Origin of the sequence: Streptomyces purpurascens (assembly GCF_045040895.1) — a bacterium.
GTDB lineage: Bacteria > Actinomycetota > Actinomycetes > Streptomycetales > Streptomycetaceae > Streptomyces > Streptomyces purpurascens.
Window position 1 is genome coordinate 6,852,605 of the sequence record NZ_CP108341.1, and the last position, 24,465, is coordinate 6,877,069.

Sequence of the window (24,465 nt, forward strand, 5' to 3'; positions counted from 1 at the left end):
TGGGGAGGGGGACGAGACACCGCAAGGGGCAGGAGTGGGGGGTGGGCGGAGTCGGGGCCCGGGCGTCAGGCCCGGGCTTCTTCGATGGACCGCAGGACGGTCCGGGCCGCCTCGGTCACGCGCCGGTAGTCACCGTGGGGACGGGCGGCCTTGGTCACGGAGCTTCCGACGCCGACCGCGACGACACCGGCGTCGAACCATGCCTTGACGTTGTCGGGCGAGACGCCGCCCGCAGGCATGAGCGGTGCCTGGGGGAGGGGAGCCTTGACGGTCCGGACGTACTCCGGGCCCATGAACTCGGCGGGGAAGAGCTTCACGATGTCGGCGCCCGCCTGCATCGTGTCGACGATCTCCGTCGGGGTGAAGGCACCGCTGACCGTGACGGCCTGGTAGCGGTTGGCGGCCGCGATCATCGCCGGGTTCAGATTGGGGCTCACCAGCAGGTTCGCCCCGGCCGAGACGCAGGCGTGGGCCGCCTGCTCGTCCAGGACCGTCCCGGCGCCGACGACCACTCCGTCCTTGCCGTAGCGCTCGGACAGCTTCGAGATGACATCCAGCGCGCCCGGCACCGAGAGCGTGATCTCCAGTGCGCGCACACCGCCCTCGATCGCGGCCTCGGACACGGCCAGGGCCTCTTCCGCGCTCTCCAGCCGGACGATCAGCAGGGCTCCGGTGCGGACGATCGCGTCAAGAGATTGAAACTTCGTTACCATGGCGGAACACGCTAGAACATGAATTCACATATTGTCACTAGGTCGGAAGCGGGAAGTTAATCTGATCTCCCCCACCGTTCTGGAGGAGACGTGATGGTCAGGGCACCGCTGATTCCGGAACAGCGGCACCAGGAGCTCCTGCGCCTGCTGCGGAGCACCGGCGTGCTGAGCATCCGGGAGCTCACCACGCGGCTGAACGTCTCCCATATGACGGTGCGCCGTGACATCGCCGCCCTGGAGAAGAGCGGCCAGGTCGTCTCGGTCCAGGGCGGCGTCAGGCTGGCGGACTGGACGGGGCACGCCCCGCCCCGCGAGAGGGCGTCCCGGGCCCAGTTGGAGCTTCCCCGCAAGCAGGCCATCGCCGAGACCGCGGCGGGCCTCGTCGAGGACGGCATGGCGGTCTTCCTCGACGCGGGAACGACCTGCCAGTCCACCGTCCCGTTCCTGGCCGGCCGCAAGGACCTCACCGTCGTCACCAACGACTTCCACGCCGCGATCGCCCTCTGCGGCCTTCCGGAGATCCGCGCCATTCACACCGGGGGCGAGATCGACGTGTCGAGCGGGTCGAGCAGCGGGCCGCTCGCCGCCCGGGCCATCGCCGCGCTCAACATCGACGTCTGCTTCCTGAGCGCGGGCTCGTGGGATCTGGCCCACGGCGTGACCAGTCCCTCGACCGACAAGGTGCTGCTCAAACAGACCGTGATGCGAGCGGCGACATCGGTCGCCCTGCTCGCCGACAGCACGAAGTGGGGCATCGTCGAGCGGTTCAACGTGACCCCCCTCAACGGGCTCGACACCATCGTGACCGACGACGGTCTGCCGCCCGCCGTCGTCGACCGCATCCTCGAGGAGGGGCCGTCGGTGCTGCAGGCGTCCTGAACCGGTCCGTACACGGCCCTCGCCCGGGAGCGCCTACCCTTGAGCCATGACCATCAGCAGCGACCGGAGCCCGGCAGTGGATAAGCAGACATCCAGGACATACGAAGTTCGCACCTACGGATGTCAGATGAACGTCCACGACTCCGAGCGATTGTCCGGTCTGCTGGAGGACGCGGGCTATGTGCGCGCCCCCGAGGGTTCCGACGGCGAGGCGGACGTCGTCGTCTTCAACACCTGTGCGGTGCGGGAGAACGCCGACAACAAGCTGTACGGCAACCTGGGCCACCTCGCGCCGAAGAAGGCGAGCCGCCCCGGCATGCAGATCGCGGTCGGCGGCTGTCTGGCGCAGAAGGACCGCGACACCATCGTGAAGAGGGCGCCCTGGGTGGACGTCGTCTTCGGCACGCACAACATCGGCAAGCTGCCGGTCCTGCTGGAACGCGCGCGCGTGCAGGAAGAGGCGCAGGTCGAGATCGCCGAGTCGCTCGAGGAGTTTCCCTCGACGCTGCCGACGCGCCGCGAGAGCGCGTACGCGGCCTGGGTGTCGATCTCCGTCGGCTGCAACAACACCTGCACGTTCTGCATCGTCCCGGCCCTGCGCGGCAAGGAGAAGGACCGCCGCCCCGGCGACATCCTCGCCGAGATCGAGGCCCTGGTCGGCGAGGGCGTCTCCGAGATCACGCTGCTCGGCCAGAACGTCAACGCGTACGGCTCCGACATCGGCGACCGCGAGGCCTTCAGCAAGCTGCTGCGCGCCTGCGGCAGGATCGAAGGCCTGGAGCGCGTCCGCTTCACCTCTCCGCACCCGCGCGACTTCACCGACGACGTCATCGCCGCCATGGCCGAGACGCCGAACGTGATGCCGCAGCTGCACATGCCGCTCCAGTCCGGCTCGGACCCGGTCCTGAAGGCGATGCGCCGCTCCTACCGCCAGGAGCGCTTCCTGGGGATCATCGAGAAGGTCCGCGCCGCCATCCCGCACGCGGCGATCAGCACCGACATCATCGTGGGCTTCCCCGGCGAGACCGAGGAGGACTTCGAGCAGACGCTGCACGTGGTGCGCGAGGCCCGCTTCGCCCAGGCCTTCACCTTCCAGTACTCCAAGCGCCCCGGCACTCCGGCCGCCGAGATGGAGGGCCAGATCCCCAAGAAGGTCGTCCAGGAGCGCTACGAGCGTCTCGTCGCCCTCCAGGAGGAGATCTCCTGGGAGGAGAACAAGAAGCAGGTCGGCCGCACCCTGGAGCTGATGGTCGCCGAGGGCGAGGGCCGCAAGGACGACACCACTCACCGCCTGTCCGGCCGCGCCCCCGACAACCGCCTCGTCCACTTCACCAAGCCGGACCAGGAGGTCCGCCCCGGTGACGTGGTGACGGTCGAGATCACCTACGCCGCTCCGCACCACCTCCTCGCCGAGGGCCCCGTGCTCGACGTGCGCCGCACGCGCGCGGGCGACGCCTGGGAGAAGCGCAACGCCGAGAAGGCGGGCAAGCCGGCCCAGCAGGCCGGAGTGCTGCTCGGCCTGCCGAAGATCGGCGTGCCCGAGCCGCTCCCGGTCGCGACGAGCGGCTGCGCCTTGGACTGACCGGTCCCGTCTGCGGAGACCCCCAGCCGGTTCGCCCTGCGCGGGATGCGCGCGGGTGGGTCCCCGGGGTTACCCTGCCGATCATGCTTGTCGCCGCCGCTGTCTGCCCCTGCCCGCCCCTTCTGGTCCCCGAGGTCGCCGCGGGCGCCGCACCGGAGCTGGACGCCGCGCGGGCCGCCTGCACGGACGCCCTGGGGGTGCTCGCCGCCGCCCGGCCCGACCGGCTCGTGGTCGTCGGGCCGGGGGAGAGCACCGGGCCCGAGACCTACCCGGAGGGCACACGGGGCTCGTTCCGGGGCTTCGGTGTCGATCTCGACGTAGGCCTGGGGCCGGCCGCGGGCCCGCACGGAGAACAACGGCTGCCGTACTCGCTGGCGGTGGCCGCCTGGCTGCTGGAGCGGTCCGGGTGGTCCGATACCCCGGTCGAGGGGCTCGGTGTGGGGGAAGCCCTCCCGTCCGAGAGGTGTGCCCGGACCGGACGGGACATCGCCGCACGGGCCGAGCGGGTCGCGCTGCTGGTGATGGGGGACGCCAGCGCGTGCCGGACGCTCAAGGCCCCGGGCTATCTGGACGAACGGGCGGCGCCCTTCGACGCGGAGGTGGCGCGAGCGCTCGGCGCGGCGGACGTGGCCGCCCTCATGACGCTGGACACACGGCTGGCGCACGAACTGAAGGCGTCCGGCCGGGCCCCCTGGCAGGTCCTGGCGGGCGCTGCCGAGGGCGCGGACCTCGGCGGATCACTGCTGTACGAGGACGCGCCGTACGGCGTGGGATACCTCGCGGCCACCTGGTCGTAGCCAGCGCGGCAGGGCACGGGAAACGGCGGACGGCCGGGAGCCCTTGTGCTCCGCGGCCGTCCGCCGATGTGCCCTTCAGTGGTGCGTTCAGGAACTTCAGTACGTCGATATGCCCTAGGAAGCGGGCGGTGGTCCGGCCGGCGGCGTGCTGCCACCCACGTTCGGCGGCGGAGTCGTGCCGCCCGTGTCTGGTCCTTTGCCGCCCTTGTGCGCGAGTCGGTCCACGGCGCCCTTGGCCTTGCCCGTACCCGACTGGATCTTGTCGCTGTACTTGCCCTTGGTCCTCTTGTCGACGGCATGCGCGGCCTTCTCGAGACCGTGGTGGACCTTGCCCTCGTGACGCTGCGCGAGGTCCGAGACCTTGCTCTTGGCCGGGCCCAGCTTGGCCCTCATGGTGTCCAGGAGACCCATCGCTTCACCTTCCCTCGCGCGCGGGGCGATCACGTACGGGCGCCCTCGCCGGTCTCGTTGTCGGCAGCCTTGTCGGTGGACTGCTGCTTGGGGATGTCGACGCCTTCACCCTCGGTGGCCTCGGCGGGGGCCTCGGCACTCGCCTCGGCCGCTTCCGTCGCTCCGTCGGCCCCCTTCGTCTCCGGGGCCTCGGCCGCCGCCTCCGCCTCGGGCCCGGCCTTCGCCGTGTCTGTCTGAGCCTCGGCGGCAGGCGCCTCAGGCGTGGCCTTCGACCGCCGGAGAAGTCGTGCAAAAACGCCCATATCCACTCCATACGTTACTCGTGCGGGCGAAATCCCGCGTTGCCCGGTGCGTCTGTTTGCGCGACCCGGGCCACCGCCTCTGTGATCCGGCGGCAGGAACCTCGCAACGGGCAACGACCCCGCGGCTGTGGCGTCACGTAACTCGTTCGAGAGCGGGGTTCGAGGTTTGCGAGACTGTGTCGGTGAGCAGTGCACCCCCCGCCCCCCGCGTCATCGCCGTCGTCGGACCAACTGCGGCCGGAAAGTCCGATCTGGGCGTTTTCCTGGCCCAGCGTCTCGGCGGTGAGGTCGTCAACGCCGACTCCATGCAGCTCTACCGAGGGATGGACATCGGCACCGCCAAGCTGACGCCCGAGGAGCGCGGCGGCGTCCCGCATCACCTCATGGACATCTGGGACGTGACCGTCACGGCGTCCGTCGCCGAGTACCAGCGCCTCGCCCGGGAGCGGATCGACGCGCTGCTCGCCGAGGGCCGCTGGCCGGTCCTGGTCGGCGGCTCCGGACTGTACGTGCGCGGGGCCGTCGACAAGATGGAGTTCCCCGGCACCGACCCAGAGGTCCGCGCCCGCCTGGAGGAGGAACTCACGCTGCGCGGCCCGGGCGCGCTGCACGCCCGCCTGGCCGCCGCCGACCCCGAGGCCGCTCGCGCGATCCTGCCGAGCAACGGCCGCCGGGTCGTCCGGGCCCTCGAGGTGATCGAGATCACCGGCAGGCCCTTCACCGCCAACCTCCCCGGCCACGACTCCGTCTACGACACCCTCCAGATCGGCGTCGACGTGGCCCGCCCCGAGCTCGACGAGCGCATCGCACGCCGGGTCGACCGGATGTGGGACGCCGGCCTCGTCGACGAGGTCCGCGCACTGGAGGCGCAGGGGTTGCGAGAAGGGCGTACGGCCTCGCGCGCGCTCGGCTACCAGCAGGTCCTCGCGGCGCTTGCCGGGGAGTGCACGATCGAGGAAGCGCGGGCCGAGACCGTGCGTGCCACCAAGCGCTTCGCGCGCCGTCAGGATTCATGGTTCAGGCGCGATCCGCGGGTGCACTGGTTGAGTGGGGCTGCGGCCGATCTCACAGAACTTCCGCAGCTCGCATTGTCCTTGGTCGAACGACCGGTTACAGCCTGATCACGTCATGGCATCGGGACGCCCAGGCCGTCATCCGGGCCTCCGGCGGCGTGCCATCATCGAGCTTCGATCGACCGAGTGAGTCCTAGTTGGGAGGGCGCGTGGCGATGGAGGCCGGCCCTCGCGACACCGCACACAGCACCGATCACATCACCGCTGACCGGGATGAACCGGAGCGTCTGGACGGACCGGAGCACCGGGACGGACCCGAGCAGGAGGCGGACCGTCTCAGCTCCGACGGGCCCGACGACGAGTTGCAGGGTGTGACGGACGACGGCCCCGAGCCCGACGAGATGTTCGCGGAGGAGGTCGAGGTCGAGCTGCGCCCGCAGCGCAGGCTGCGCATCTGGCAGCTCGCTCCCATCGTGGGCCTGGCCGCACTCGGCTCCCTGATGTTCGCGTTCCCGCTCGCCTTCGACTTCGGCGACAGCGGGGCCGTCATCGCCATGCTCGGACTGCTGATCTGCTCGTGCGCGGCAGGCTGGGGCATGATGGCCGCCCGCCGCGTCGGCTACACCTGGCCGGGCCTGCCGGCCCGCGGCTCCGGCCGCAGACCGGACTGGCGGGTCGCCCTCGCGTATGCCCTGGTCGTGGCTGTCGTCGTGGTCCTCGCCGTCTGGCGGGTGGCAAGGCTCCGCTAGAGCGCGTCCCCTCCCAGGGCTCTCCCGGCGGAGCGCCCCGTACGATCGAGGAATGAGCACGCGGATCGCCTTCCTCAAGGGCCACGGCACCGAGAACGACTTCGTGATCGTCCCGGACCCCGAGAACACCATCGACCTGCCCCCGGCCGCCGTCGCCGCCCTGTGCGACCGCCGCGCGGGCATCGGCGGTGACGGGCTGCTGCACGTGGTGCGGTCCGCGGCGCACCCCGAGGCCCGGCACATGGCGGCCGAGGCGGAGTGGTTCATGGACTACCGCAACGGCGACGGCTCGATCGCGGAGATGTGCGGCAACGGCGTGCGGGTGTTCGCGCGCTACCTCCAGCGCGCCGGACATGTGACCGAAGGAGACATCGCCGTCGCCACGCGCGGGGGCGTGAAGGCCGTGCACATCGCCAAGGACGGTGACGTCACCGTGGGCATGGGCAGGGCGCTGCTCCCCGAGGGCGACGTCACGGTGAGCGTCGGCGAGCGCAGCTGGCCCGCGCGGAACGTCAACATGGGCAACCCGCACGCGGTCGCCTTCGTGGATGACCTGTCCCACGCGGGTGACCTGCTCTCCCCGCCGCCCTTCAGCCCGGCCGCCGCCTACCCGGACGGTGTGAACGTCGAGTTCGTGATCGACCGCGGCCCCGGGCATGTCGCGCTGCGCGTGCACGAGCGCGGCTCGGGCGAGACCCGCTCCTGCGGCACGGGCGCGTGCGCGGTCGCCGTGGCCACCGCCCGGCGCGACGGTGCCGACCCCGCGGCCACCGGCGTTCCGGCGACCTACACCGTGGACGTCCCCGGCGGCACCCTGGTGATCACCGAGCGGCCCGACGGCGAGATCGAGATGACCGGCCCGGCCGTGATCGTGGCCGAGGGCGAGATCGACTCGGTCTGGCTGGAATCCGCCACCGGCGCGTGAGCAGGGGTCGATCGGCCCGAAACAGCCGCTCACCCTCGGCCACCCGACCCGAAACCGCCGTGAGAACCGGCCACTTGGCGGAAAAGTGACCGTCACGGTCGCGGCGTAACGGGGCACAAACCTCACATTCATCCCTCGAATGGGTGATCAGTTTCACGCTCGGCGAGAGGCGGTCAGCCGGGCGTGGTGGGCTCGGTAGCATCAAGCACCGGCCCGGACGGGGGACCGAAGCCGCCCCGTGAGCCGTGTCCGCCCTGGGGCACCCGTCCGCCGGTCCACGCAGCCGGAGGTGCCCATGAGTGCGGAGGCCACGAATTCCGTGACCCCAGGCCCGATGCCGGGTGCGGTGTCATCACCGGTGACGCCGACAGCCCCGCGCAGAAAGGCCCGCCCCCGGATCGACCTGCGCCGACTGGGCCGTGCCGCGCTGCTCGGCTCCGCCGCGCGCGACCGGCTTCCCGACGCCATCAGCCACGTCGTCGAGGCCCACCGCGCCCACCACCCCGACGCCGATCTCGAACCCCTGCGCCACGCCTACGTCCTGGCCGAGTCCTCGCACCGCGGGCAGATGCGCAAGAGCGGCGAGCCGTACATCACGCACCCGCTCGCCGTGACCCTGATCCTCGCCGAACTCGGCGCCGAGACCACGACGTTGACCGCGTCCCTGCTCCACGACACCGTCGAGGACACGGACGTGACGCTCGACCAGGTCCGCGACCAGTTCGGCGAGGAGGTCCGCTATCTCGTCGACGGCGTCACCAAACTGGAGAAGGTCGACTACGGCGCCGCCGCCGAGTCCGAGACCTTCCGCAAGATGCTCGTCGCCACCGGCAACGACGTCCGCGTCATGTCGATCAAACTCGCCGACCGGCTGCACAACATGCGCACCCTCGGCGTCATGCGCCCCGAGAAACAGGAGCGCATCGCCAAGGTGACACGTGACGTGCTCATCCCGCTCGCCGAACGGCTCGGCGTCCAGGCGCTCAAGACCGAACTGGAAGACCTGGTCTTCGCGATCCTGCACCCCGAGGAGTACGCGCACACAAGGGAGTTGATCGTCCGCAACGCCGCCCGCGCGGACGACCCGCTCGCGGAGGTCGCCGACGAGGTGCGGACCGTGCTGCGCGAGGCGGACATCCCCGCCGAAGTCCTCATCAGGCCCCGTCACTTCGTCTCCGTGCACCGGGTCTCCCGCAAACGCGGCCGGCTCCGCGGCTCCGACTTCGGCCGCCTGCTGGTGCTGGTGAGCGAGGACGCCGACTGCTACGGCGTCCTGGGCGAACTCCACACCTGTATGACGCCGGTGGTCTCGGAGTTCAAGGACTTCATCGCCGTACCGAAGTTCAACCTGTACCAGTCCCTGCACACGGCCGTCGCCCGGGAGAACGGCCAGGTCGTCGAAGTCCTCATCCGTACGCACCAGATGCACAAGGTCGCCGAGGCCGGCGTGGTCGCGCTCGGCAACCCGTACGCACCGGCCCCCGACGACCCCGCCGACGGTGAGCGCGTCGACCCCACCCGCCCCGGCTGGCTCTCCCGGCTCCTCGACTGGCAGGAGGCGGCCCCCGACCCGGACCACTTCTGGTCGACGCTGCGCGAGGACCTCGCCCAGGACCGCGAGATCACAGTGTTCCGGCCCGACGGCGGCACGATCGGCCTGCCCGAGGGGGCGACCTGTGTGGACGCCGCGTACGCGCAGTACGGCGAGGACGCGCACGCGTGCCTCGGCGCCCGGGTCAACGGCCGCCTGGCGACGCTGAGCACCGTCCTGAAGGACGGCGACACCGTGCAGCTCCTCATGGGCCAGGACCCGGCGTCCGAGCCGTCCCGGGAGTGGCTGGAGCACGCCCACACACCCGCGGCCCGGATCGCCATCCAGCGGTGGCTGACCGCCCACCCGGCGCAGGCCGAGGCCCAGCGGACCGAGGCCCGGGAGGACCGGCAGGCCGAGGAGCGCGCGGCCGCTCCCCGGCCCGCCACGGGCGACGCGTCCGGCACGGACGGGCCGGCCCCCGAGCAGACGTCCGCCCGCCCCGCCACCGGCCACGTCCTCGCCGACCTGCCCGACGCGACCGTCCGGCTCGCCGGCTGCTGTACGCCCGTACCGCCCGACGAGATCACCGGCTTCGCCGTACGCGGCGGAGCGGTCACCGTGCACCGCGTCGAGTGCGCCGCCGTGGCCCGGATGAAGGACGCGGGGCGTCCCGATGTCGGCGTGCGCTGGGGCGACACCACCGAGTGCCGGGTCACGCTGGTCGCCGAATCGTTCGTCCGGCCCCATCTGCTCGCGGACCTCACCGAGGCCATGGCCCTCGAAGGCGCCGAGATCGTCTCCGCGACCGTCGAACCCCCGACCCAGCAGCAGGTACGGCACACGTACACCGTGCAACTCCCGGACGCGGCCCACCTGCCCGCCCTCATGCGCGCGATGCGCAACGTGGCCGGCGTGTACGACGTCAGCCGAGCGCAACCGCAGACGCAGGGCGGCTGACCGGTACGGGCGACGGCCGGGCGGGTGAGCCCCGGACGGGCCGGACGCGCGCCGTCCCCATCGCGCTCGCCTGCGCTGATAGCCGTGGGGCATGCTCCTCACCCCCCAGAGCCAGGCCCCCCGTTCGCGCCGTCGGAGAACGGCTGCGGCGCTGCTCGCCTCGGCCGTCTCCGTCTGCCTCCTCGCCGCGAGTGCCCCCGTCGTCCCGCTCGGCGTCGGCGACCGCCTCTTCCCGTACCTGGGCAACCCCGGCTACGACGTGGCGTCGTACGACCTCTCCTTCACCTATCCCGGCAGCAACAGCCGGCCGCTGCGGGCCGTCACCACCATCAAGGCCCGGACGACCGCCGACCTGGACCGCGTCAATCTCGACTTCGCCCACGGCACGGTCGACTCGGTCGAGGTCGACGGCGAGCCCGCCGGGTTCGGCACCGCCGGCGAGGACCTGGTGATCACGCCCCAGGAAGCCGTACCGGACGGCACCTGGATGCGGATCACCGTCCGGCACACCAGCGACCCCGTGTCCGCCAAGGGCCGCGAGAGCGGCTGGGTACGCACCACGGACGGCCTCGCCATGGCCAACCAGGCCGATGCCGCGCACCGGGTGTTCCCCTGCAACGACCATCCCTCCGACAAGGCGATGTTCACCATCCGGGTCACCACGCCCAAGGACCTCACGGCCGTCGCCAACGGCCTGCCCGCCGGTGTGGCCAGGTCCGACGGTTCGACCACGTGGACCTACCGCACCCATCACCCCATGGCCACCGAGCTCACCCAGGTCTCCATCGGCCGCTCCACCGTCCTGCACCGCACCGGCCCGCACGGGCTGCCCGTACGGGATGTCGTACCGACCCGGGACCGCAAGGCGCTCGAACCCTGGCTGAGGAAGACCCCCGCCCAGATCGCCTGGATGGAGAAGAAGCTCGGCCGCTACCCCTTCGAGACGTACGGCATGCTCGTGGCGGACGCCTCCACCGGCTTCGAACTCGAGACCCAGACGCTCTCCCTCTTCGAGCGGGAGCTCTTCACCGAGTCCGCCTACCCGGAGTGGTACGTCGAGTCGATCATGGTCCACGAGCTGGCCCACCAGTGGTTCGGCGACAGCGTCAGCCCCCGCACCTGGTCGGATCTGTGGCTCAACGAGGGATACGCCACCTGGTACGAAGGGGAGTACGCCGAGGCGCGGGGCGGCAAGCCGATGCGGGACCGTATGAAGGCCGCGTACGGCGCCTCCGACGGCTGGCGGGCGCTCGGCGGCCCGCCCGCCGCCCCGAAGGTTCCCGAGCCCGGCCGCAAGACCGGCATCTTCCGGCACAACGTGTACGAGGGCGCGACGCTCGTCCTGTACGCCCTGCGCGAGGAGATCGGCCGCCCGGCCTTCGAACGCCTGCAGCGTGCCTGGGTCGGCCGCTACCAGGACGGCACGGCCTCCACGGAGGACTACGTCCGGCTCGCCGCCGAGATCTCCGGGCGCGACCTGAACGGCTTCTTCAAGGGCTGGCTCTACGGCGAGAAGACCCCGCCGATGCCGGGACACCCGGACTGGAAGCCTCAGGCGCCCGCGAAGGCGGATGCGCCCGCGCCGGGAGCCGCCCGATAACACGGTGACGAGACGCCCCGTGCCGTGCGACTATCGACAGGTCGGCGCGGCACGGAGCGCCGGGAATCTCCCGGACCGCTCGTGCGTTGCGCACAGTGAACGGCTTCCCAGCTACGTAAGGATCCAATGACCTCCTCTTCTTCCCCTTCCCAGGACACCAAGCGCTTCACCCAGAGCCACCCCGAGGGTCTTCGGGCCGATGCCCTGATGGAAGAGGACGTCGCCTGGAGCCACGAGATCGACGGAGAGCGGGACGGCGAACAGTTCGACCGCTCCGACCGCGCGGCCCTGCGCCGTGTGGTGGGCCTCTCGACCGAGCTCGAGGACGTCACCGAGGTCGAGTACCGCCAGCTCCGCCTGGAGCGGGTCGTGCTCGTCGGCGTCTGGACCTCGGGAACCATGCAGGACGCGGAGAACTCCCTCGCGGAGCTCGCCGCCCTCGCGGAGACGGCGGGCGCGCTCGTGCTCGACGGTGTCACCCAGCGTCGCGACAAGCCCGACGCGGCCACGTACATCGGCTCCGGCAAGGCCGAGGAGCTGCGGGACGTCGTCCTCGAGTCGGGCGCGGACACCGTCATCTGTGACGGTGAGCTCAGCCCGGGCCAGCTCATCCACCTCGAGGACGTCGTCAAGGTCAAGGTCATCGACCGTACGGCCCTGATCCTGGACATCTTCGCGCAGCACGCCAAGTCCCGAGAGGGCAAGGCGCAGGTCGCGCTCGCGCAGATGCAGTACATGCTGCCGAGGCTGCGCGGCTGGGGTCAGTCGCTGTCCCGGCAGATGGGCGGCGGCAAGGGCGGCGGCCTCGCCACCCGTGGTCCCGGTGAGACCAAGATCGAGACGGACCGGCGGCGGATCCGCGAGAAGATGGCGAAGATGCGCCGGGAGATCGCGGAGATGAAGACCGGCCGCGAGATCAAGCGCCAGGAGCGCAAGCGCCACAAGGTGCCCTCGGTCGCCATCGCGGGCTACACCAACGCCGGCAAGTCCTCGCTGCTCAACCGCCTCACGGGCGCGGGCGTGCTGGTCGAGAACGCCCTGTTCGCGACCCTCGACCCGACCGTGCGCCGGGCCGAGACCCCGAGCGGACGGCTGTACACGCTGGCCGACACCGTCGGCTTCGTCCGCCATCTGCCGCACCACCTGGTCGAGGCGTTCCGCTCCACGATGGAGGAGGTCGGCGAGTCCGACATGATCCTGCACGTGGTGGACGGGTCGCACCCGAACCCGGAGGAGCAGCTGGCCGCCGTGCGCGAGGTGATCAGGGACGTCGGCGCCACCGACGTACCCGAGATCGTCGTGATCAACAAGGCCGACGCGGCCGACCCGCTGACCCTGCAGCGGCTGCTGCGCGTCGAGAAGCGGTCCATCGCCGTCTCGGCCCGCACCGGCCAGGGCATCGACACGCTGCTCGCGCTGATCGACAACGAGCTGCCGCGCCCGTCGGTCGAGATCGAGGCGCTCGTGCCGTACACGCACGGCAAGCTGGTCGCCCGCGCCCATGACGAGGGCGAGGTGATCTCCGAGGAGCACACCCCGGAGGGCACCCTGCTCAAGGTGCGGGTGCATGAGGAGCTGGCGGCGGAGCTCGCGCCGTACGCTCCGGCGCCGGCGCTCTGACGTCTCAGCGCGCAAGCACGGCGAAGGCCCGCTCCCTGTCCGCAGGGAGCGGGCCTTCGGCATGCTTCGGTCAGCGACCGCCGTACGTCTTGCTCATGTTCTGGTAGAGCGCCTCGGCGTCACGGCCCAGCTGCGGGCCCGCCAGCCAGGTGTTGTCGGCCGGGCCGATCGATGTGTTGGACACGAGCACGGACTTGCCGTTCCGTACCCGGAACCAGCCGCCGCCGGACGAACCGCCGGTCATGGTGCAGCCGATGCGGTGCATCGTCGGCAGGGTCGGGCTGAGCGAGAACCGGCCGGGGATGTCGACGCACTTGAACATCTTCAGCCCGTTGTAGGGCGGCGCGGCCGGGTAGCCCCAGGCGCCCATCTTGCGCGCCTCGGCCGCGGAGGGGGCGGAGAAGTCCACGTCCAGCGCGGCGCCGACCGTCTCCTCCAGGGACTTGCCGCCCCGCTCGGGCTTCACGTGCAGCACGGCGTAGTCGTACGCGGCCCCCTCGCCGCCGGTCTCCGAGCCGCCCTGGATCCACTGGTTCGAGGTCGAGGCCCAGTCCGCCCACCAGTTGCCGTACGGGGCGATCTCGGTCGGGTTCGCGTTGGTCAGCTCCGCCTCGGGCTTGCCGTAGTCGTTGTAGGCGGGGACGAAGGTGATGTTGCGGTACCAGCCACCGCTGCCGCCGGCGTGCACGCAGTGGCCCGCCGTCCACACCAGGTTGGACTTGCCCGGGTGGTTGACGTCCTTGACGACCGTGCCGGAGCAGACGGCCGGGCCGTCGGGGGAGTCGAAGAAGACCTTGCCGACCGGAGCCGCGTTCCGGTGGTACGGCGTCTTCTCCGCCTGTGCCCGGACGGGCGCCGGATCCGGGTCGCTGACGCCCTGGCCGGCCGAGGCGTCCTTCGTGGTGACCGTCTTGTCGGCCTCCTTCGCGGACTGCATCCGGTCCGGCTTCCAGAGGCCCTCGATCACCGGGTTGACGAAGTCCTTGGCGTCACTGAGCCACTTGTCCTTGTCCCAGTCCTTCCAGCCCCCGTCCTTCCACTGGTCGGCGTCGATCCCGTGCTCCTTGAGCTTGCCCGCGAGCTCGGCCGGGATCTGGACCTTGCCTCCGCCGTCCGCGGCCTGCGAGGTCGTGGCGTCGGGCTTGTCGCTCGCCGAGTCCGCCGAACCGTCGCAGGCGGTAGCCGTGAGCGCCAGGGCGGCGACGAGCCCGGTGGCGGCGAGGACGGTGCGCCGTCCGCGCCTCGGCGCCGCGGACGTACGTGTGGAACGCATGGTGCGATGACCCCCGTTGGTGCGTGCATAGGTGCAGCTGCGTGCGAATGTCATGTGCTTGTCACGCAGAGGCCGCAGCGGCCTCCGATGCGCGACACCCCACTATGCCCGGGGAGTTGGGTCGGAACAGCGGTGGGCCGGTGAAGGTTTCCGTGAGTCCCCGGCCCCACCACCGCGCTGATCAGCCTGCCGTCAGCGGCCCGCGAACTTCTCGCTCACCGAGTCGTACACGCCCTTGGCCACGTCGCCCAGCCGCGGTCCGGCCAGCCAGCCCGACGTCACCGGGCCGATCGAGGTGTTGGACACCAGCGCCGGCTTGCCGTCCGGCCCCGGCGCGACCCAGCCGCCGCCCGACGAACCGCCGGTCATGGTGCAGCCGATGCGGTACATCGTCGGATCCGACGCCGTGACCGACAGCCGGCCGGGCCGGTCCTGGCACCGGAACAGCTTCTGCCCGTCGAACGGCGGCGCGGCCGGGTAGCCGATCGCCGTGACGCTCTTCGTCTTCGGTACGGCGGGAGCCTTGAAGTCGACCGGCAGCGCCGAACCGACCATCTCCTCCAGCGACTTGCCGCCGCTGCCCTTCTCCGGCGTCACATGGATGACCGCGAAGTCGTACGGAGCGCCGTCCCCGCCCGTCGAACCGCCCTGCTCGATCCACTGGTCCGAGGTCTGTGCCCAGTCGCCCCACCAGACACCGTAGGGAGCCACGTCCTCCCGGGTGGCGTTCTCCAGTTCCGCGACCGGCTTGCCGTCGTCGTTGTACGACGGCACGAACGCGATGTTGCGGTACCAGCCGCCCTTCTTGCCCGCGTGCACGCAGTGGCCCGCCGTCCACACCAGGTTGGACTTGCCCGGGTGGGCGGGGTCCTTCACCACCGTGGCCGAGCAGACGGCCGAGCCCTTGGGGGAGTCGAAGAACACCTTCCCGGCCGTGGGGGCGTTGGCGTGATACGACGGCGGCACGGCCTGCGCCTCGACGGCCTCCGGCGTGGGGTCGGTCACGCCCTGGTCACCGGCGAGGTCGCTGTCGTCCACGCCCTGGTCGGGCTCCTCGGCCTCCCGCATGCGGTCCGGGTCCCAGAGGCCTTCGATGATCGGGTTGATGTACTCGTTGGCCTCGCGCAGCCAGTCGTCCCGGTCCCAGTTCTTCCAGGCGCCGTTCTTCCACTTGTCGACGTCGATCCCGTGCTCGCGGAGCCGGTCCCTGATGTCGTCCGGGATCTTGAGCTTGCCGTCGTCGGAGGCGGTGGCGGATGCGGAGGCCTCACCGCCCGCCGCGGCGTCGCCCGACTCGCAGGCGGTGGCGGTCAGCGCGAGCGCCGAGGCGAGGGCCACGGCGGCCAGCACGGGGGAGTTCCTGCGGCGCGTCCACCCCCCTCGGCTGGTGGTGGACGACGGCCGTATGGATCGCATGATCTGACTCCCCCTGATGTGAACGAACTGGGACGAACCGGCGCCTCGGGCGGGGTGTCCGCCGAACTCACGGGGAGTTCAGGCCGACCTCACGGCGCCCGGGAACGGCACCACACACTATGCGGTGGCTGTGGGGGCGTTCCGACGGAACCGCAACAGTTCCGTCACGGAAAGGATCTTGAGGCAACCCGTAACCCGGTGAGCGGTCGGGGGTTGGTAGCGGTGGGGGGTCTGCTGTCTGTGTGCGGTCCTCTGTGCCCGTGCCCAGTGGGAGGTCAGGGAAGTCGTGGCGGAAACCACCCGTGGGGGATGTGCGTCAGAGGAGGCCGTTGTGGGGCGTACGCCGGTGAAAACCCTCCCCGGTGATGCGGTCGACGACGACACGGCGCCGGGAACGCGCGTCGCACAGGAGGGGATTCTGCGCCGCCAGTCCGCGCGCGAGTCAGCGGCCCGGACCTATGCCCGGGCCCTGCCGATCGTCCCGGTGCGGGCGCGAGGACTGACCATCGAGGGCGCGGACGGCCGCCGCTACCTGGACTGCCTCTCGGGCGCCGGCGCGCTCGCGCTCGGGCACAACCACCCTGTCGTCCTGGAAGCCATCCGCAAAGTCCTCGACTCCGGCGCACCCCTGAACGTCCTCGACCTGGCCACCCCCGTCAAGGACGCCTTCATCACCGAGCTGTTCCACACCCTGCCGCCCGGACTCGCCGACCGGGCCCGTGTGCGCTTCTGCGGACCGGCCGGCAGCGACGCCGTGGAGACCGCCTGCGAACTCGTCCGGGCGGCGACCGGGCGGACCGGCCTCATCGCGTTCACCGGCGCCTGCCACGGAAGAACCGCCGGGCAGCACGACGCGCACACGGGCGCCCACGACGTACGGGTCACCCGCCTGCCCTACCCGCAGGACTACCGCTGCCCGTTCGGAGTCGGCGGCGAGACCGGGGCCGACCTCGCCGCCCGCTGGACCGAGTCCGTCCTCGACGACCCCAGGTCGGGCGTGCCGCTCCCCGCCGGGATGATCGTCGAGTCCGTCCAGGGCGAGGGCGGGGTGATCCCCGCACCGGACGCCTGGCTGCGGCGCATGCGGCAGCTCACGGCCGACCGGTCCGTCCCGCTGATCGTCGACGAGATCCAGACGGGCGTAGGGCGGACCGGCGCTTTCTGGGCGGTGGAACACAGCGGAGTGACCCCCGATGTCATGGTCCTCTCCAAGGCCATCGGAGGCAGCCTGCCGCTGGCCGTCGTCGTCCACCGCGACGACCTCGACACCGGGGAACCCGGCGCCCCCACCGGAACCTTCCGCGGCAACCAGCTCGCCATGGCCGCCGGCACGGCAACCCTCGCCCACGTCCGGCAGAACCGCCTCGCCGAGCGCGCGGCGACTCTCGGTGCGCGCATGCTGAGCCGACTCCGAGACCTGGCCCGGGAGTTCCGCTGCGTAGGAGATGTGCGGGGGAGGGGACTGATGATCGGCGTGGAGTTCGTGGATCCCGAAGGGGAAGCCTTGGGCGTCGGGCGGGTTCCCGGGGCTGAGCCAGATGGTGACTCTGTCGGCGGTGGGTCTGGGGCACGCTGCCGGGACGACGTGGGGGAGGCACCCTCCGGCTCGTGGCCATCGGTGATGCCGGACCGAGCGCGCCGGCCCCTTCCCGCCGCCCCCGAACTGGCCGCCGCGGTCCAGCGGGAGTGCCTGCGGCGCGGCCTCATCGTCGGACTCGGCGGCCGTCACGCGAGCGTCGTACGACTGCTGCCGCCGCTGACGATCACCGACGAACAGGCGGCCGCCGTACTGGACCGCCTGGCCGACGCCGTCCGAGCGGCTGCTCGGTGCCATGGGGGCGCGGCAACTGCGCGGAATACGCAGTGAGCCTCCATGCCGCGCTTGTTCACGCCGTGAGCTTCGACGCCGTGCAGGTTCACGTCATGAGCCCGCATGCGGTGAGGCCGCTTGCCTTGAGCCCTCGGGCTCCCACCAGCGAGCCGAGCGGAAGTCCTCGGCTCGCATCCCCGACCGTACGCCCCTGAACCACCCCATGAGGTACCCGTGTTGAACGCCATCCCCGATCCCGACGAGCACGCCACCATGCAGGGAGAGGGTTCCGTCGACGTCCGGCTGCCGGGTGCGTCAGTGGAATCGGCGGTCCCTGGTCAGAGGCCCGGGTCACCGCCCGCCGAGGGGCTGAACGCCGACCCTGTCACCGACCTCCTGGACCACCCGGACCCGCACATCGCCGCCCAGGCAGCCGCTGTGGAGAACCTGCTGCGCTGCTGGGTGCGTGAGAACAACCAGCCCGCCCCCGCCGACGGGATCCTGCGCATCCCCCTTCCCGCCAGCGGCACGGCCCTCCTCGCCCCGGTCCGCTACTGGTCCCCGACGGGCTGGCACCGCTTCGGCCTGCCGCAGCTCGCCGACGCCCCTGACCACGCCCCGCCGGCCGATGCCGTCACGGTCGCCGCCCTGCTCACCAGAGAGACGTTCGCAGAAAGCCGCGAGGTCGGCCCCGGCATCGGCCCCGACATCGGGCTCGTCCACGAGTCCGGTCTCACCGGTGCCCGTGCCTCGGCGGTCGGCGTCGCTGCCCGCGCCGGCCTCGACGGCGTCGCGCTGGTCGCGGGTGTCGCCGATTCCCTCCGCCGTGTCGCCGCCTTCGTCAGCGATCGCCGGGAACATCCGGCCGACGACCCTGACCTCTTCCTCGCCGCGGAGCAGGCACTCGTCCTCGGACACCCCTTGCATCCGTCCCCGAAGAGCCGCGAGGGCCTCTCCGAGACCGAAGCCCGGCTGTACTCACCCGAGTTGCGCGGTTCCTTTCCTCTGCACTGGATGGCTGTCGCTCCCGCCGCCCTCGCCACCGGCTCCGCCTGGACCGAACGCGGCCGCCCTGTCCCCGCCGCCCGGCTCACCGCACGCCTGGCCGGCACCGGCCTGCCACTGCCGGACGGGTACGCCCTGGTGCCCCTGCACCCCTGGCAGGCGTGCGAGGTCCGGCACCGTCCTGATACGGCAGCCCTGCTGGAATCGGGACTGCTCCGTGACCTCGGCACTCACGGCTCTCCCTGGCAGCCCACCTCCTCCGTACGAACCGTCTATCGAACCGATGCCCCCGCGATGCTCAAGCTGTCGCTGGGCCTGCGTATCACCAACTCCCGCCGCGAGAACCTCCGTAAGGAACTCAACCGGGGCGTCGAGGTCCACCGCCTGCTCCGCAGCGGCCTCGCGCAGCAGTGGCGTGCCGTGCATCCGGGCTTCGACATCGTGCGCGACCCGGCCTGGCTGGCTGTCGACGATCCCGATGGCGCCCCATTGCGCGGACTGGACGTGGTGATCCGCCACAACCCGTTCGCGCCGTCCGACGACGTCTCCTGTGTCGCCGGACTCGTCTCGCCGCGCCCGAGCTCCCCGGCTCGGCCGGATGCCGTTCCGGACCGCCCGGAGACACACGGCCCAGTACTTCGGTCCAGGCTGGCCGAGGTCGTCACGCGTCTCGCCCGCCAGACCGGCCGACCGCGCGGAGCCGTTTCCGCCGAGTGGTTCCTGCGCTACCTCCAGCACGTCGTGCGCCCCGTTCTGTGGCTGGACGCCGAGGCCGGCATCGCCCTGGAAGCGCACCAGCAGAACACCCTGCTCCTGTTGGACGCCGAGGGCTGGCCCACGGGTGGCCGCTACCGCGACAACCAGGGCTACTACTTCCGCGAGTCCCGGCGCGAGGAACTCGATGCCCGGCTGCCCGGCATCGGAGAGCAGAGCGACACGTTCGTCCGTGACGAGGTCGCCGACGAGCGCTTCGCGTACTACCTGGCCGTCAACAACGTACTCGGCCTCATCGGCGCGTTCGGCTCCCAGGGACTGGCCGACGAGCGGCTGCTGCTCGCCGCCTTCCGGCGCTTCCTCGGAAACGTCGCCTCCGGTCCGGCCCGGCTGCGCACGTCGCTGCCCGCCCGCCTGCTCGACTCACCGGTCCTGCGCTGCAAGGCCAACCTGCTGACCCGGCTGCACGGCCTCGACGAACTCGTCGGCCCCGTCGACACCCAGTCCGTCTACGTCACCATCGCCAACCCCCTGCACTCCTGACCACCCTGACCGTCCCTGACCACAACCGACCTCCTTCATCGCTGAGGACGTGCCGCCCCCCTTACTGAGAGGAGCGTTCGGTGCCCTTCGCCGACCCCATCACCGACCCCGGCACCGCTGTTCCCGTCACGGCCGACCTCGGCACTGATGCCGGCTTCAACGCCCCCTTCGGTGCCCGTTGCTGCGCCGGTTCCGACGCCGACCCCCGCAGCGGAGCCGATGCGCATCCCGGTGCGGGTGCCGGCGCGGATGCCGGTGAGGGGGACGCGGGTGAGGGCGGGCAGCGCGGCGAGGACACGATGGACCTGAGGCTCCCGGACGATCTCATCGCCCTCGTCGCGGACGACGCGTCCGACCGTCACGGAGCACGGTGGCGGGACCAGGAGGCGGCTCAGCGCTCCGTCTCCCTCACCGCGACCCGTGGCACTTCGCCCGTCCCGACTGAGGCCGACCTCCTCGACCGCGTCGCCGAGTGGGGTCCGGCCCACACATCCGCGGGTGTCTTCCACCTCGTCCCCGTGCGTGTCGACCGTGATCTTCCGCTCATCAGCCGCTGGATGAACGACCCGGCCGCGGCGTTCTGGGAGCTGTCCGGGCCGCAGAACGTGACCGAGGACCACCTGCGGGCCCAGATCGCCGACGACGGACGCAGCGTCCCGTGTATCGGCGTGCTGGACGGAGCGCCGATGAGCTACTGGGAGATCTACCGGGCGGATCTCGACCCGCTGGCCCGCCACTACCCCGCCCGGCCTCACGACACGGGACTCCACCTCCTCGTCGGTGCTGTCGCCGGCCGAGGGCGTGGCCTGGGCGGTCTGCTGTTGCGAGCCGTGGCCGATCTCGCTCTCGCCCAGCGGTCCTCCTGCGCACGCGTCATCGCGGAACCCGACATTCGCAACACCCCCTCCATCGCCGCTTTCCTGACCGCCGGCTTCCGGTTCTCCGCCGAGGTCGACCTGCCCGCCAAGCGGGCCGCCCTCATGGTCCGAGACCGGTCTCTTCGGCATCTGCTGTAGCGCTGTGTCATCGCGCCATCACTCATTGAACGCGGTGCGTGACGCTGCGGTTCCCGCGAGCCGCACTGATTTCTCGATCAGTTCGACGCTCTTCCTGCTCTTCCTGTTCGACGATCTCTTCGCGGATCTCTCCGCACTTCTGCAAGGGCCGGTCGGGGTCCGCTACGACCTGCTCTGTCTCAACGGGCCACGGCCCACCTGATCCATCCCGCCCGTCCCATCCCTGCCGAGGAGCCCAAGGTCTTGATCCCGTCCCCCGCCCCCGCCTTGATCACCCGTTTGTCAGTGCCGGGTCGTAGGGTGGTCGCGCTATGACGAAGCCCTCACTCCCCGAACTCCTGCATGCTGCCGTCACCGCCGTCGGCGGTACGGAGCGCCCCGGTCAGGTGACCATGGCCGAATCCGTCGCGGAAGCGATCGACGGCGGCTCCCACCTGCTGGTCCAGGCCGGCACCGGCACCGGAAAGTCGCTGGGCTACCTGGTGCCCGCGCTCGCGCACGGGGAGCGTGTGGTCGTCGCGACCGCCACCCTGGCCCTGCAGCGCCAGCTGGTGGAGCGCGACCTGCCGAGAACGGTCGAATCGCTGCACCCCCTGCTGCGCCGCCGTCCGGAGTTCGCGATGCTCAAGGGCCGGTCGAACTACCTGTGCCTGCACCGTCTGCACGAGGGTGTCCCGCAGGACGAGGAAGAGGGCCTCTTCGACCAGTTCGAGGCGGCCGCGCCCACCAGCAAGCTGGGTCAGGACCTGCTGCGGGTGCGCGACTGGGCGGACGAGACCGAGACCGGGGACCGTGACAACCTCACGCCCGGCATCTCGGACCGGGCCTGGGCCCAGGTGTCGGTGTCGTCGAGGGAGTGCCTGGGCGCCTCGAAGTGCGCCTACGGAGCGGAGTGCTTCGCCGAGATGGCCCGCGAGCGGGCCAAACTCTCCGACGTCGTCGTCACCAACCACGCGCTGCTCGCCATCGACGCCATCGAGGGCGCCCCGGTCCTTCCGCAGCACGAGGTGCTGATCGTCGACGAGGCCCATGAGCTGGTCTCCCGGGTCACCGGAGTCGCCACCGGCGAGCTCACCCCCGGCCAGGTCAACCGCGCGGTGCGTCGCGCCGCGAAACTCGTCAACGAGAAGGCGGCGGACCAGCTCCAGACCGCCTCCGAGGGGTTCGAGCGGCTGATGGAGCTGGCGCTGCCGGGCCGGCTCGAGGAAATCCCCGAGGACCTCGGCTACGCACTCATGGCATTGCGCGACGCGTGCCGCACCGTCATCTCCGCGATCGGCGCGACCCGCGACAAGTCCGTCCAGGACGAGGACGCCATCCGCAAGCAGGCGCTGGCGTCCGTGGAGAACGTGCACGACGTGGCGGAGCGGATCACGAACGGCTCCGAATGGGACGTCGTCTGGTACGAGCGCCACGACCGCTTCGGTGCCTCCCTGCGCGTCGCTCCCATGTCCGTCTCGGGCCTCCTGCGGGAGAAGCTCTTCGCCGACCGCTCCGTGGTCCTGACGTCCGCGACGCTGAAGCTGGGCGGCGATTTCAACGGCGTCGGTGCCTCCCTCGGCCTCGCCCCCGAGGGCACGGAGGGCGACGACCTCCCGAAGTGGAAGGGCATCGACGTCGGCTCGCCCTTCGACTACCGCAAGCAGGGCATCCTGTACGTCGCCAAGCACCTGGCGCGCCCCGCGCGGGACGGCGATCGCGCGGACATGCTCGACGAGCTCACAGAGCTGATCCAGGCGGCGGGCGGCCGCACCCTGGGCCTGTTCTCCTCGATGCGGGGAGCCCAGCTGGCCGCCGAGGAACTGCGCTCCCGGATCCCGGAGTTCCCGATCCTCCTCCAGGGCGAGGAGACGCTCGGCGAGCTCATCAAGAACTTCGCGGCGGACCCGAAGACCTGTCTGTTCGGCACGCTGTCGCTGTGGCAGGGCGTGGACGTACCCGGGCCCAGCTGCCAGCTGGTCGTGATGGACAAGATCCCGTTCCCGCGGCCCGACGACCCGCTGATGAGCGCCCGCCAGAAGGCCGTGGAGGACGCGGGCGGCAACGGCTTCATGGCGGTCGCCGCCACTCACGCCGCGCTCCTCATGGCCCAGGGCGCCGGCCGTCTCGTACGGGCATCGGGCGACCGGGGTGTGGTCGCCGTGCTGGACCAGCGGCTCGCGACGGCCCGGTACGGGGGCTATCTGAAGGCGTCGATGCCCGACTTCTGGTTCACGGCCGACCGCAATCAGGTGCGGAAGTCGCTGGCGGCGATCGATGCGGCGGCGCAGCAGACGGAAGCCGGATGAGTCTCGGGGGTCGGTCCGCGGCGGCGGAGCCACACGCCGACCCCCACCACTCAGCCTCAGGCTGACCCGCGGATACCGGGCCCGGACAGCACAGGGCCCCGGAACCGGCGCAGAGGTCCCGGGGCCCGGTCAGAGGGCGGGCCCGCTGGGCCCACCCGACGCGGTGCGTGGCGTCAGACGCGGCGCAGTACGGCCACCACCTTGCCGAGGATGGTCGCGTCGTCGCCGGGGATCGGCTCGTAGGCCGCGTTGTGCGGCAGGAGCCAGACGTGGCCGTCCTCGCGCTTGAAGCGCTTGACGGTGGCCTCTCCGTCGAGCATCGCGGCCACGATGTCGCCGTTCTCGGCGACCGGCTGGCGGCGAACCGTGACCCAGTCGCCGTCGCAGATCGCGGCCTCGATCATCGAGTCGCCTACGACCTTCAGGACGAACAGCTCACCGTCGCCGACGAGCTGGCGGGGGAGAGGGAAGACGTCCTCGACGGACTCCTCGGCGAGGATCGGGCCACCGGCGGCGATGCGGCCGACCAGCGGGACGTACGACGCGGCCGGCTTGCCCGCGGTGTCCGTGGGCTGCACGGAGGCGGCCTGGTCCGAGCCGCGTACCTCGTACGCGCGCGGGCGGTGCGGGTCGCGGCGCAGGAAGCCCTTGCGCTCCAGTGCCATCAGCTGGTGTGCGACGGAGGAGGTGCTGGAAAGGCCGACGGCCTGACCGATCTCCCGCATCGACGGCGGGTAGCCGCGCCGCTGCACTGAGTCCCTGATGACCTCGATCACGCGGCGTTGGCGGTCGGTGAGTCCGGAGCTGTCCGCCCGGATGCCGGGAGGTCGTCCGGGCAAGGAACGCTTGTGCCCCTCCGGGTTCGTGGCTTCATTCATCGCGTGCACCGGCTCGAGTCGGCTCTGGGAGCGGTCCTGGGCAGTGATGGTGGCACTGTCTGCGGTGGTGGTCACGTCGGCCCCTCTCGATGGTCTCCCTGCTGGACAACGGTAGTTGGTTTCGAAAGGTTGCGCCAAACACGCGTTCGAGTGAAAAATCGCGAATCGACTGACGCGATCATGTGTCCGGGTGTATTGGCTACCGCGTTGCCTGGCGGGCAAAAGGGCCCATTGCTGTACTCTTCACCGCCGGGGTGATCGTCTGTGGACTGTTGCCCCAGTCTGCCATCCGGCATTCCCCTGCCCTGGGATCGGCCCTCATCTGTGCGGGAGTCCCACGCCCCCTCCTCGCGGCGCCCACGGTATCTCCGCATGTGCCGTAGCGATACGGCCGTGCGCCAACGGATGCCGCCGCGTGCGAGTGGCGCGTGCGATCGGGG

Annotated in this window: 20 protein-coding genes; 14 read left to right on the forward strand and 6 right to left on the reverse strand. The window is 71.1% G+C overall.

What is annotated here, in order from left to right; translation table 11 throughout:
• Positions 1–65: 65 nt before the first annotated feature.
• The gene (locus OHU35_RS31325) at positions 66–713 is read right to left on the reverse strand and encodes a bifunctional 4-hydroxy-2-oxoglutarate aldolase/2-dehydro-3-deoxy-phosphogluconate aldolase (protein ID WP_405507636.1); all 648 of its coding nucleotides are present in this window, start codon (positions 711–713) and stop codon (positions 66–68) included.
• Positions 714–806: 93 nt separating this feature from the next.
• Between OHU35_RS31325 and OHU35_RS31330 the strand changes: the two genes are divergently transcribed.
• From OHU35_RS31330 to OHU35_RS31340, 3 genes are all read left to right on the forward strand, one after another.
• Positions 807–1,592, forward strand: a complete 786-nt coding sequence (locus tag OHU35_RS31330; protein WP_359888993.1) for a DeoR/GlpR family DNA-binding transcription regulator — start codon at positions 807–809, stop codon at positions 1,590–1,592.
• 46 nt (positions 1,593–1,638) lie between these two features.
• Positions 1,639–3,174, forward strand: coding sequence for a tRNA (N6-isopentenyl adenosine(37)-C2)-methylthiotransferase MiaB (miaB, locus tag OHU35_RS31335; protein WP_405507638.1), 1,536 nt, complete (start codon positions 1,639–1,641; stop codon positions 3,172–3,174).
• Positions 3,175–3,257: 83 nt separating this feature from the next.
• The gene (locus OHU35_RS31340; RefSeq protein ID WP_189721854.1) at positions 3,258–3,971 is read left to right on the forward strand and encodes a class III extradiol dioxygenase subunit B-like domain-containing protein; all 714 of its coding nucleotides are present in this window, start codon (positions 3,258–3,260) and stop codon (positions 3,969–3,971) included.
• Positions 3,972–4,085: 114 nt separating this feature from the next.
• Here OHU35_RS31340 and OHU35_RS31345 read toward each other — a convergent pair whose 3' ends face one another.
• Positions 4,086–4,382 carry an antitoxin gene (locus OHU35_RS31345; RefSeq protein ID WP_189721853.1) on the reverse strand — a complete coding sequence of 99 codons (297 nt, stop codon included), beginning with the start codon at positions 4,380–4,382 and terminating at the stop codon, positions 4,086–4,088.
• Positions 4,383–4,411: 29 nt separating this feature from the next.
• Entirely contained in the window at positions 4,412–4,684 is a 273-nt protein-coding gene (locus tag OHU35_RS31350) for a hypothetical protein (protein WP_405507640.1), read from the reverse strand.
• Between the two features lie 182 nt (positions 4,685–4,866).
• Here OHU35_RS31350 and miaA point away from each other — a divergent pair, with 182 nt between their 5' ends.
• From miaA to hflX, 6 genes are all read left to right on the forward strand, one after another.
• Positions 4,867–5,805: a tRNA (adenosine(37)-N6)-dimethylallyltransferase MiaA gene (miaA, locus tag OHU35_RS31355; protein ID WP_189721851.1), complete on the forward strand. Its 939-nt coding sequence runs from the start codon at positions 4,867–4,869 to the stop codon at positions 5,803–5,805.
• Between the two features lie 107 nt (positions 5,806–5,912).
• Positions 5,913–6,446 (forward strand): hypothetical protein, encoded by a 534-nt coding sequence (locus OHU35_RS31360; protein ID WP_189721936.1) that lies wholly within the window; start codon positions 5,913–5,915, stop codon positions 6,444–6,446.
• Between the two features lie 52 nt (positions 6,447–6,498).
• A complete protein-coding gene (gene dapF / locus OHU35_RS31365; protein WP_405507642.1) occupies positions 6,499–7,371 on the forward strand; it encodes a diaminopimelate epimerase in 873 nt (290 codons plus the stop codon).
• Between the two features lie 295 nt (positions 7,372–7,666).
• Positions 7,667–9,862 (forward strand): RelA/SpoT family protein, encoded by a 2,196-nt coding sequence (locus OHU35_RS31370; protein WP_405507644.1) that lies wholly within the window; start codon positions 7,667–7,669, stop codon positions 9,860–9,862.
• Between the two features lie 91 nt (positions 9,863–9,953).
• On the forward strand, positions 9,954–11,462 hold the full coding sequence (locus OHU35_RS31375) for a M1 family metallopeptidase (protein WP_189721848.1): 1,509 nt from the start codon (positions 9,954–9,956) through the stop codon (positions 11,460–11,462).
• Positions 11,463–11,588: 126 nt separating this feature from the next.
• Complete coding sequence (gene hflX, locus OHU35_RS31380) at positions 11,589–13,082, forward strand: GTPase HflX (protein WP_359888979.1); 1,494 nt, start codon at positions 11,589–11,591, stop codon at positions 13,080–13,082.
• Positions 13,083–13,152: 70 nt separating this feature from the next.
• On the opposite strand, the gene OHU35_RS31385 is transcribed toward hflX, so the two are convergent.
• Both OHU35_RS31385 and OHU35_RS31390 read right to left on the reverse strand, forming a co-directional pair.
• Positions 13,153–14,355, reverse strand: a complete 1,203-nt coding sequence (locus tag OHU35_RS31385) for a serine protease (RefSeq protein ID WP_189721846.1) — start codon at positions 14,353–14,355, stop codon at positions 13,153–13,155.
• 192 nt (positions 14,356–14,547) lie between these two features.
• On the reverse strand, positions 14,548–15,771 hold the full coding sequence (locus tag OHU35_RS31390; RefSeq protein WP_189721845.1) for a serine protease: 1,224 nt from the start codon (positions 15,769–15,771) through the stop codon (positions 14,548–14,550).
• A 346-nt stretch (positions 15,772–16,117) separates the two neighbouring features.
• On the opposite strand from OHU35_RS31390, the gene OHU35_RS31395 reads away from it, so the two are divergent.
• The 5 genes from OHU35_RS31395 (at position 16,118) to OHU35_RS31415 (ending at position 23,147) form a co-directional block, all read left to right on the forward strand.
• Positions 16,118–17,638 (forward strand): aminotransferase class III-fold pyridoxal phosphate-dependent enzyme, encoded by a 1,521-nt coding sequence (locus OHU35_RS31395; protein ID WP_405509367.1) that lies wholly within the window; start codon positions 16,118–16,120, stop codon positions 17,636–17,638.
• Positions 17,639–17,854: 216 nt separating this feature from the next.
• Complete coding sequence (locus OHU35_RS31400; RefSeq protein WP_405509369.1) at positions 17,855–19,843, forward strand: IucA/IucC family protein; 1,989 nt, start codon at positions 17,855–17,857, stop codon at positions 19,841–19,843.
• A gap of 80 nt (positions 19,844–19,923) precedes the next feature.
• Positions 19,924–20,859 carry a GNAT family N-acetyltransferase gene (locus OHU35_RS31405; protein WP_372498782.1) on the forward strand — a complete coding sequence of 312 codons (936 nt, stop codon included), beginning with the start codon at positions 19,924–19,926 and terminating at the stop codon, positions 20,857–20,859.
• Between the two features lie 25 nt (positions 20,860–20,884).
• On the forward strand, positions 20,885–21,061 hold the full coding sequence (locus OHU35_RS31410) for a hypothetical protein (RefSeq protein WP_405507647.1): 177 nt from the start codon (positions 20,885–20,887) through the stop codon (positions 21,059–21,061).
• A 109-nt stretch (positions 21,062–21,170) separates the two neighbouring features.
• Entirely contained in the window at positions 21,171–23,147 is a 1,977-nt protein-coding gene (locus OHU35_RS31415) for an ATP-dependent DNA helicase (protein ID WP_189721843.1), read from the forward strand.
• A gap of 173 nt (positions 23,148–23,320) precedes the next feature.
• On the opposite strand, the gene lexA is transcribed toward OHU35_RS31415, so the two are convergent.
• Positions 23,321–24,100 (reverse strand): transcriptional repressor LexA, encoded by a 780-nt coding sequence (gene lexA, locus OHU35_RS31420; RefSeq protein WP_184589888.1) that lies wholly within the window; start codon positions 24,098–24,100, stop codon positions 23,321–23,323.
• Between the last annotated feature and the right edge of the window lie 365 nt (positions 24,101–24,465).

Excerpts from the sequence above, each read along its gene's own strand:
- OHU35_RS31325 (WP_405507636.1), bottom strand. The coding sequence starts at position 713 with ATGGTAACGAAGTTTCAATCTCTTGACGCGATCGTCCGCACCGGAGCC.
- OHU35_RS31330 (WP_359888993.1), top strand. The coding sequence starts at position 807 with ATGGTCAGGGCACCGCTGATTCCGGAACAGCGGCACCAGGAGCTCCTG.
- miaB (WP_405507638.1), top strand. The coding sequence starts at position 1,639 with ATGACCATCAGCAGCGACCGGAGCCCGGCAGTGGATAAGCAGACATCC.
- OHU35_RS31340 (WP_189721854.1), top strand. The coding sequence starts at position 3,258 with ATGCTTGTCGCCGCCGCTGTCTGCCCCTGCCCGCCCCTTCTGGTCCCC.
- OHU35_RS31345 (WP_189721853.1), bottom strand. The coding sequence starts at position 4,382 with ATGGGTCTCCTGGACACCATGAGGGCCAAGCTGGGCCCGGCCAAGAGC.
- OHU35_RS31350 (WP_405507640.1), bottom strand. The coding sequence starts at position 4,684 with ATGGGCGTTTTTGCACGACTTCTCCGGCGGTCGAAGGCCACGCCTGAG.
- OHU35_RS31360 (WP_189721936.1), top strand. The coding sequence starts at position 5,913 with ATGGAGGCCGGCCCTCGCGACACCGCACACAGCACCGATCACATCACC.
- dapF (WP_405507642.1), top strand. The coding sequence starts at position 6,499 with ATGAGCACGCGGATCGCCTTCCTCAAGGGCCACGGCACCGAGAACGAC.
- OHU35_RS31370 (WP_405507644.1), top strand. The coding sequence starts at position 7,667 with ATGAGTGCGGAGGCCACGAATTCCGTGACCCCAGGCCCGATGCCGGGT.
- OHU35_RS31375 (WP_189721848.1), top strand. The coding sequence starts at position 9,954 with ATGCTCCTCACCCCCCAGAGCCAGGCCCCCCGTTCGCGCCGTCGGAGA.
- hflX (WP_359888979.1), top strand. The coding sequence starts at position 11,589 with ATGACCTCCTCTTCTTCCCCTTCCCAGGACACCAAGCGCTTCACCCAG.
- OHU35_RS31385 (WP_189721846.1), bottom strand. The coding sequence starts at position 14,355 with ATGCGTTCCACACGTACGTCCGCGGCGCCGAGGCGCGGACGGCGCACC.
- OHU35_RS31390 (WP_189721845.1), bottom strand. The coding sequence starts at position 15,771 with ATGCGATCCATACGGCCGTCGTCCACCACCAGCCGAGGGGGGTGGACG.
- OHU35_RS31400 (WP_405509369.1), top strand. The coding sequence starts at position 17,855 with ATGCAGGGAGAGGGTTCCGTCGACGTCCGGCTGCCGGGTGCGTCAGTG.
- OHU35_RS31415 (WP_189721843.1), top strand. The coding sequence starts at position 21,171 with ATGACGAAGCCCTCACTCCCCGAACTCCTGCATGCTGCCGTCACCGCC.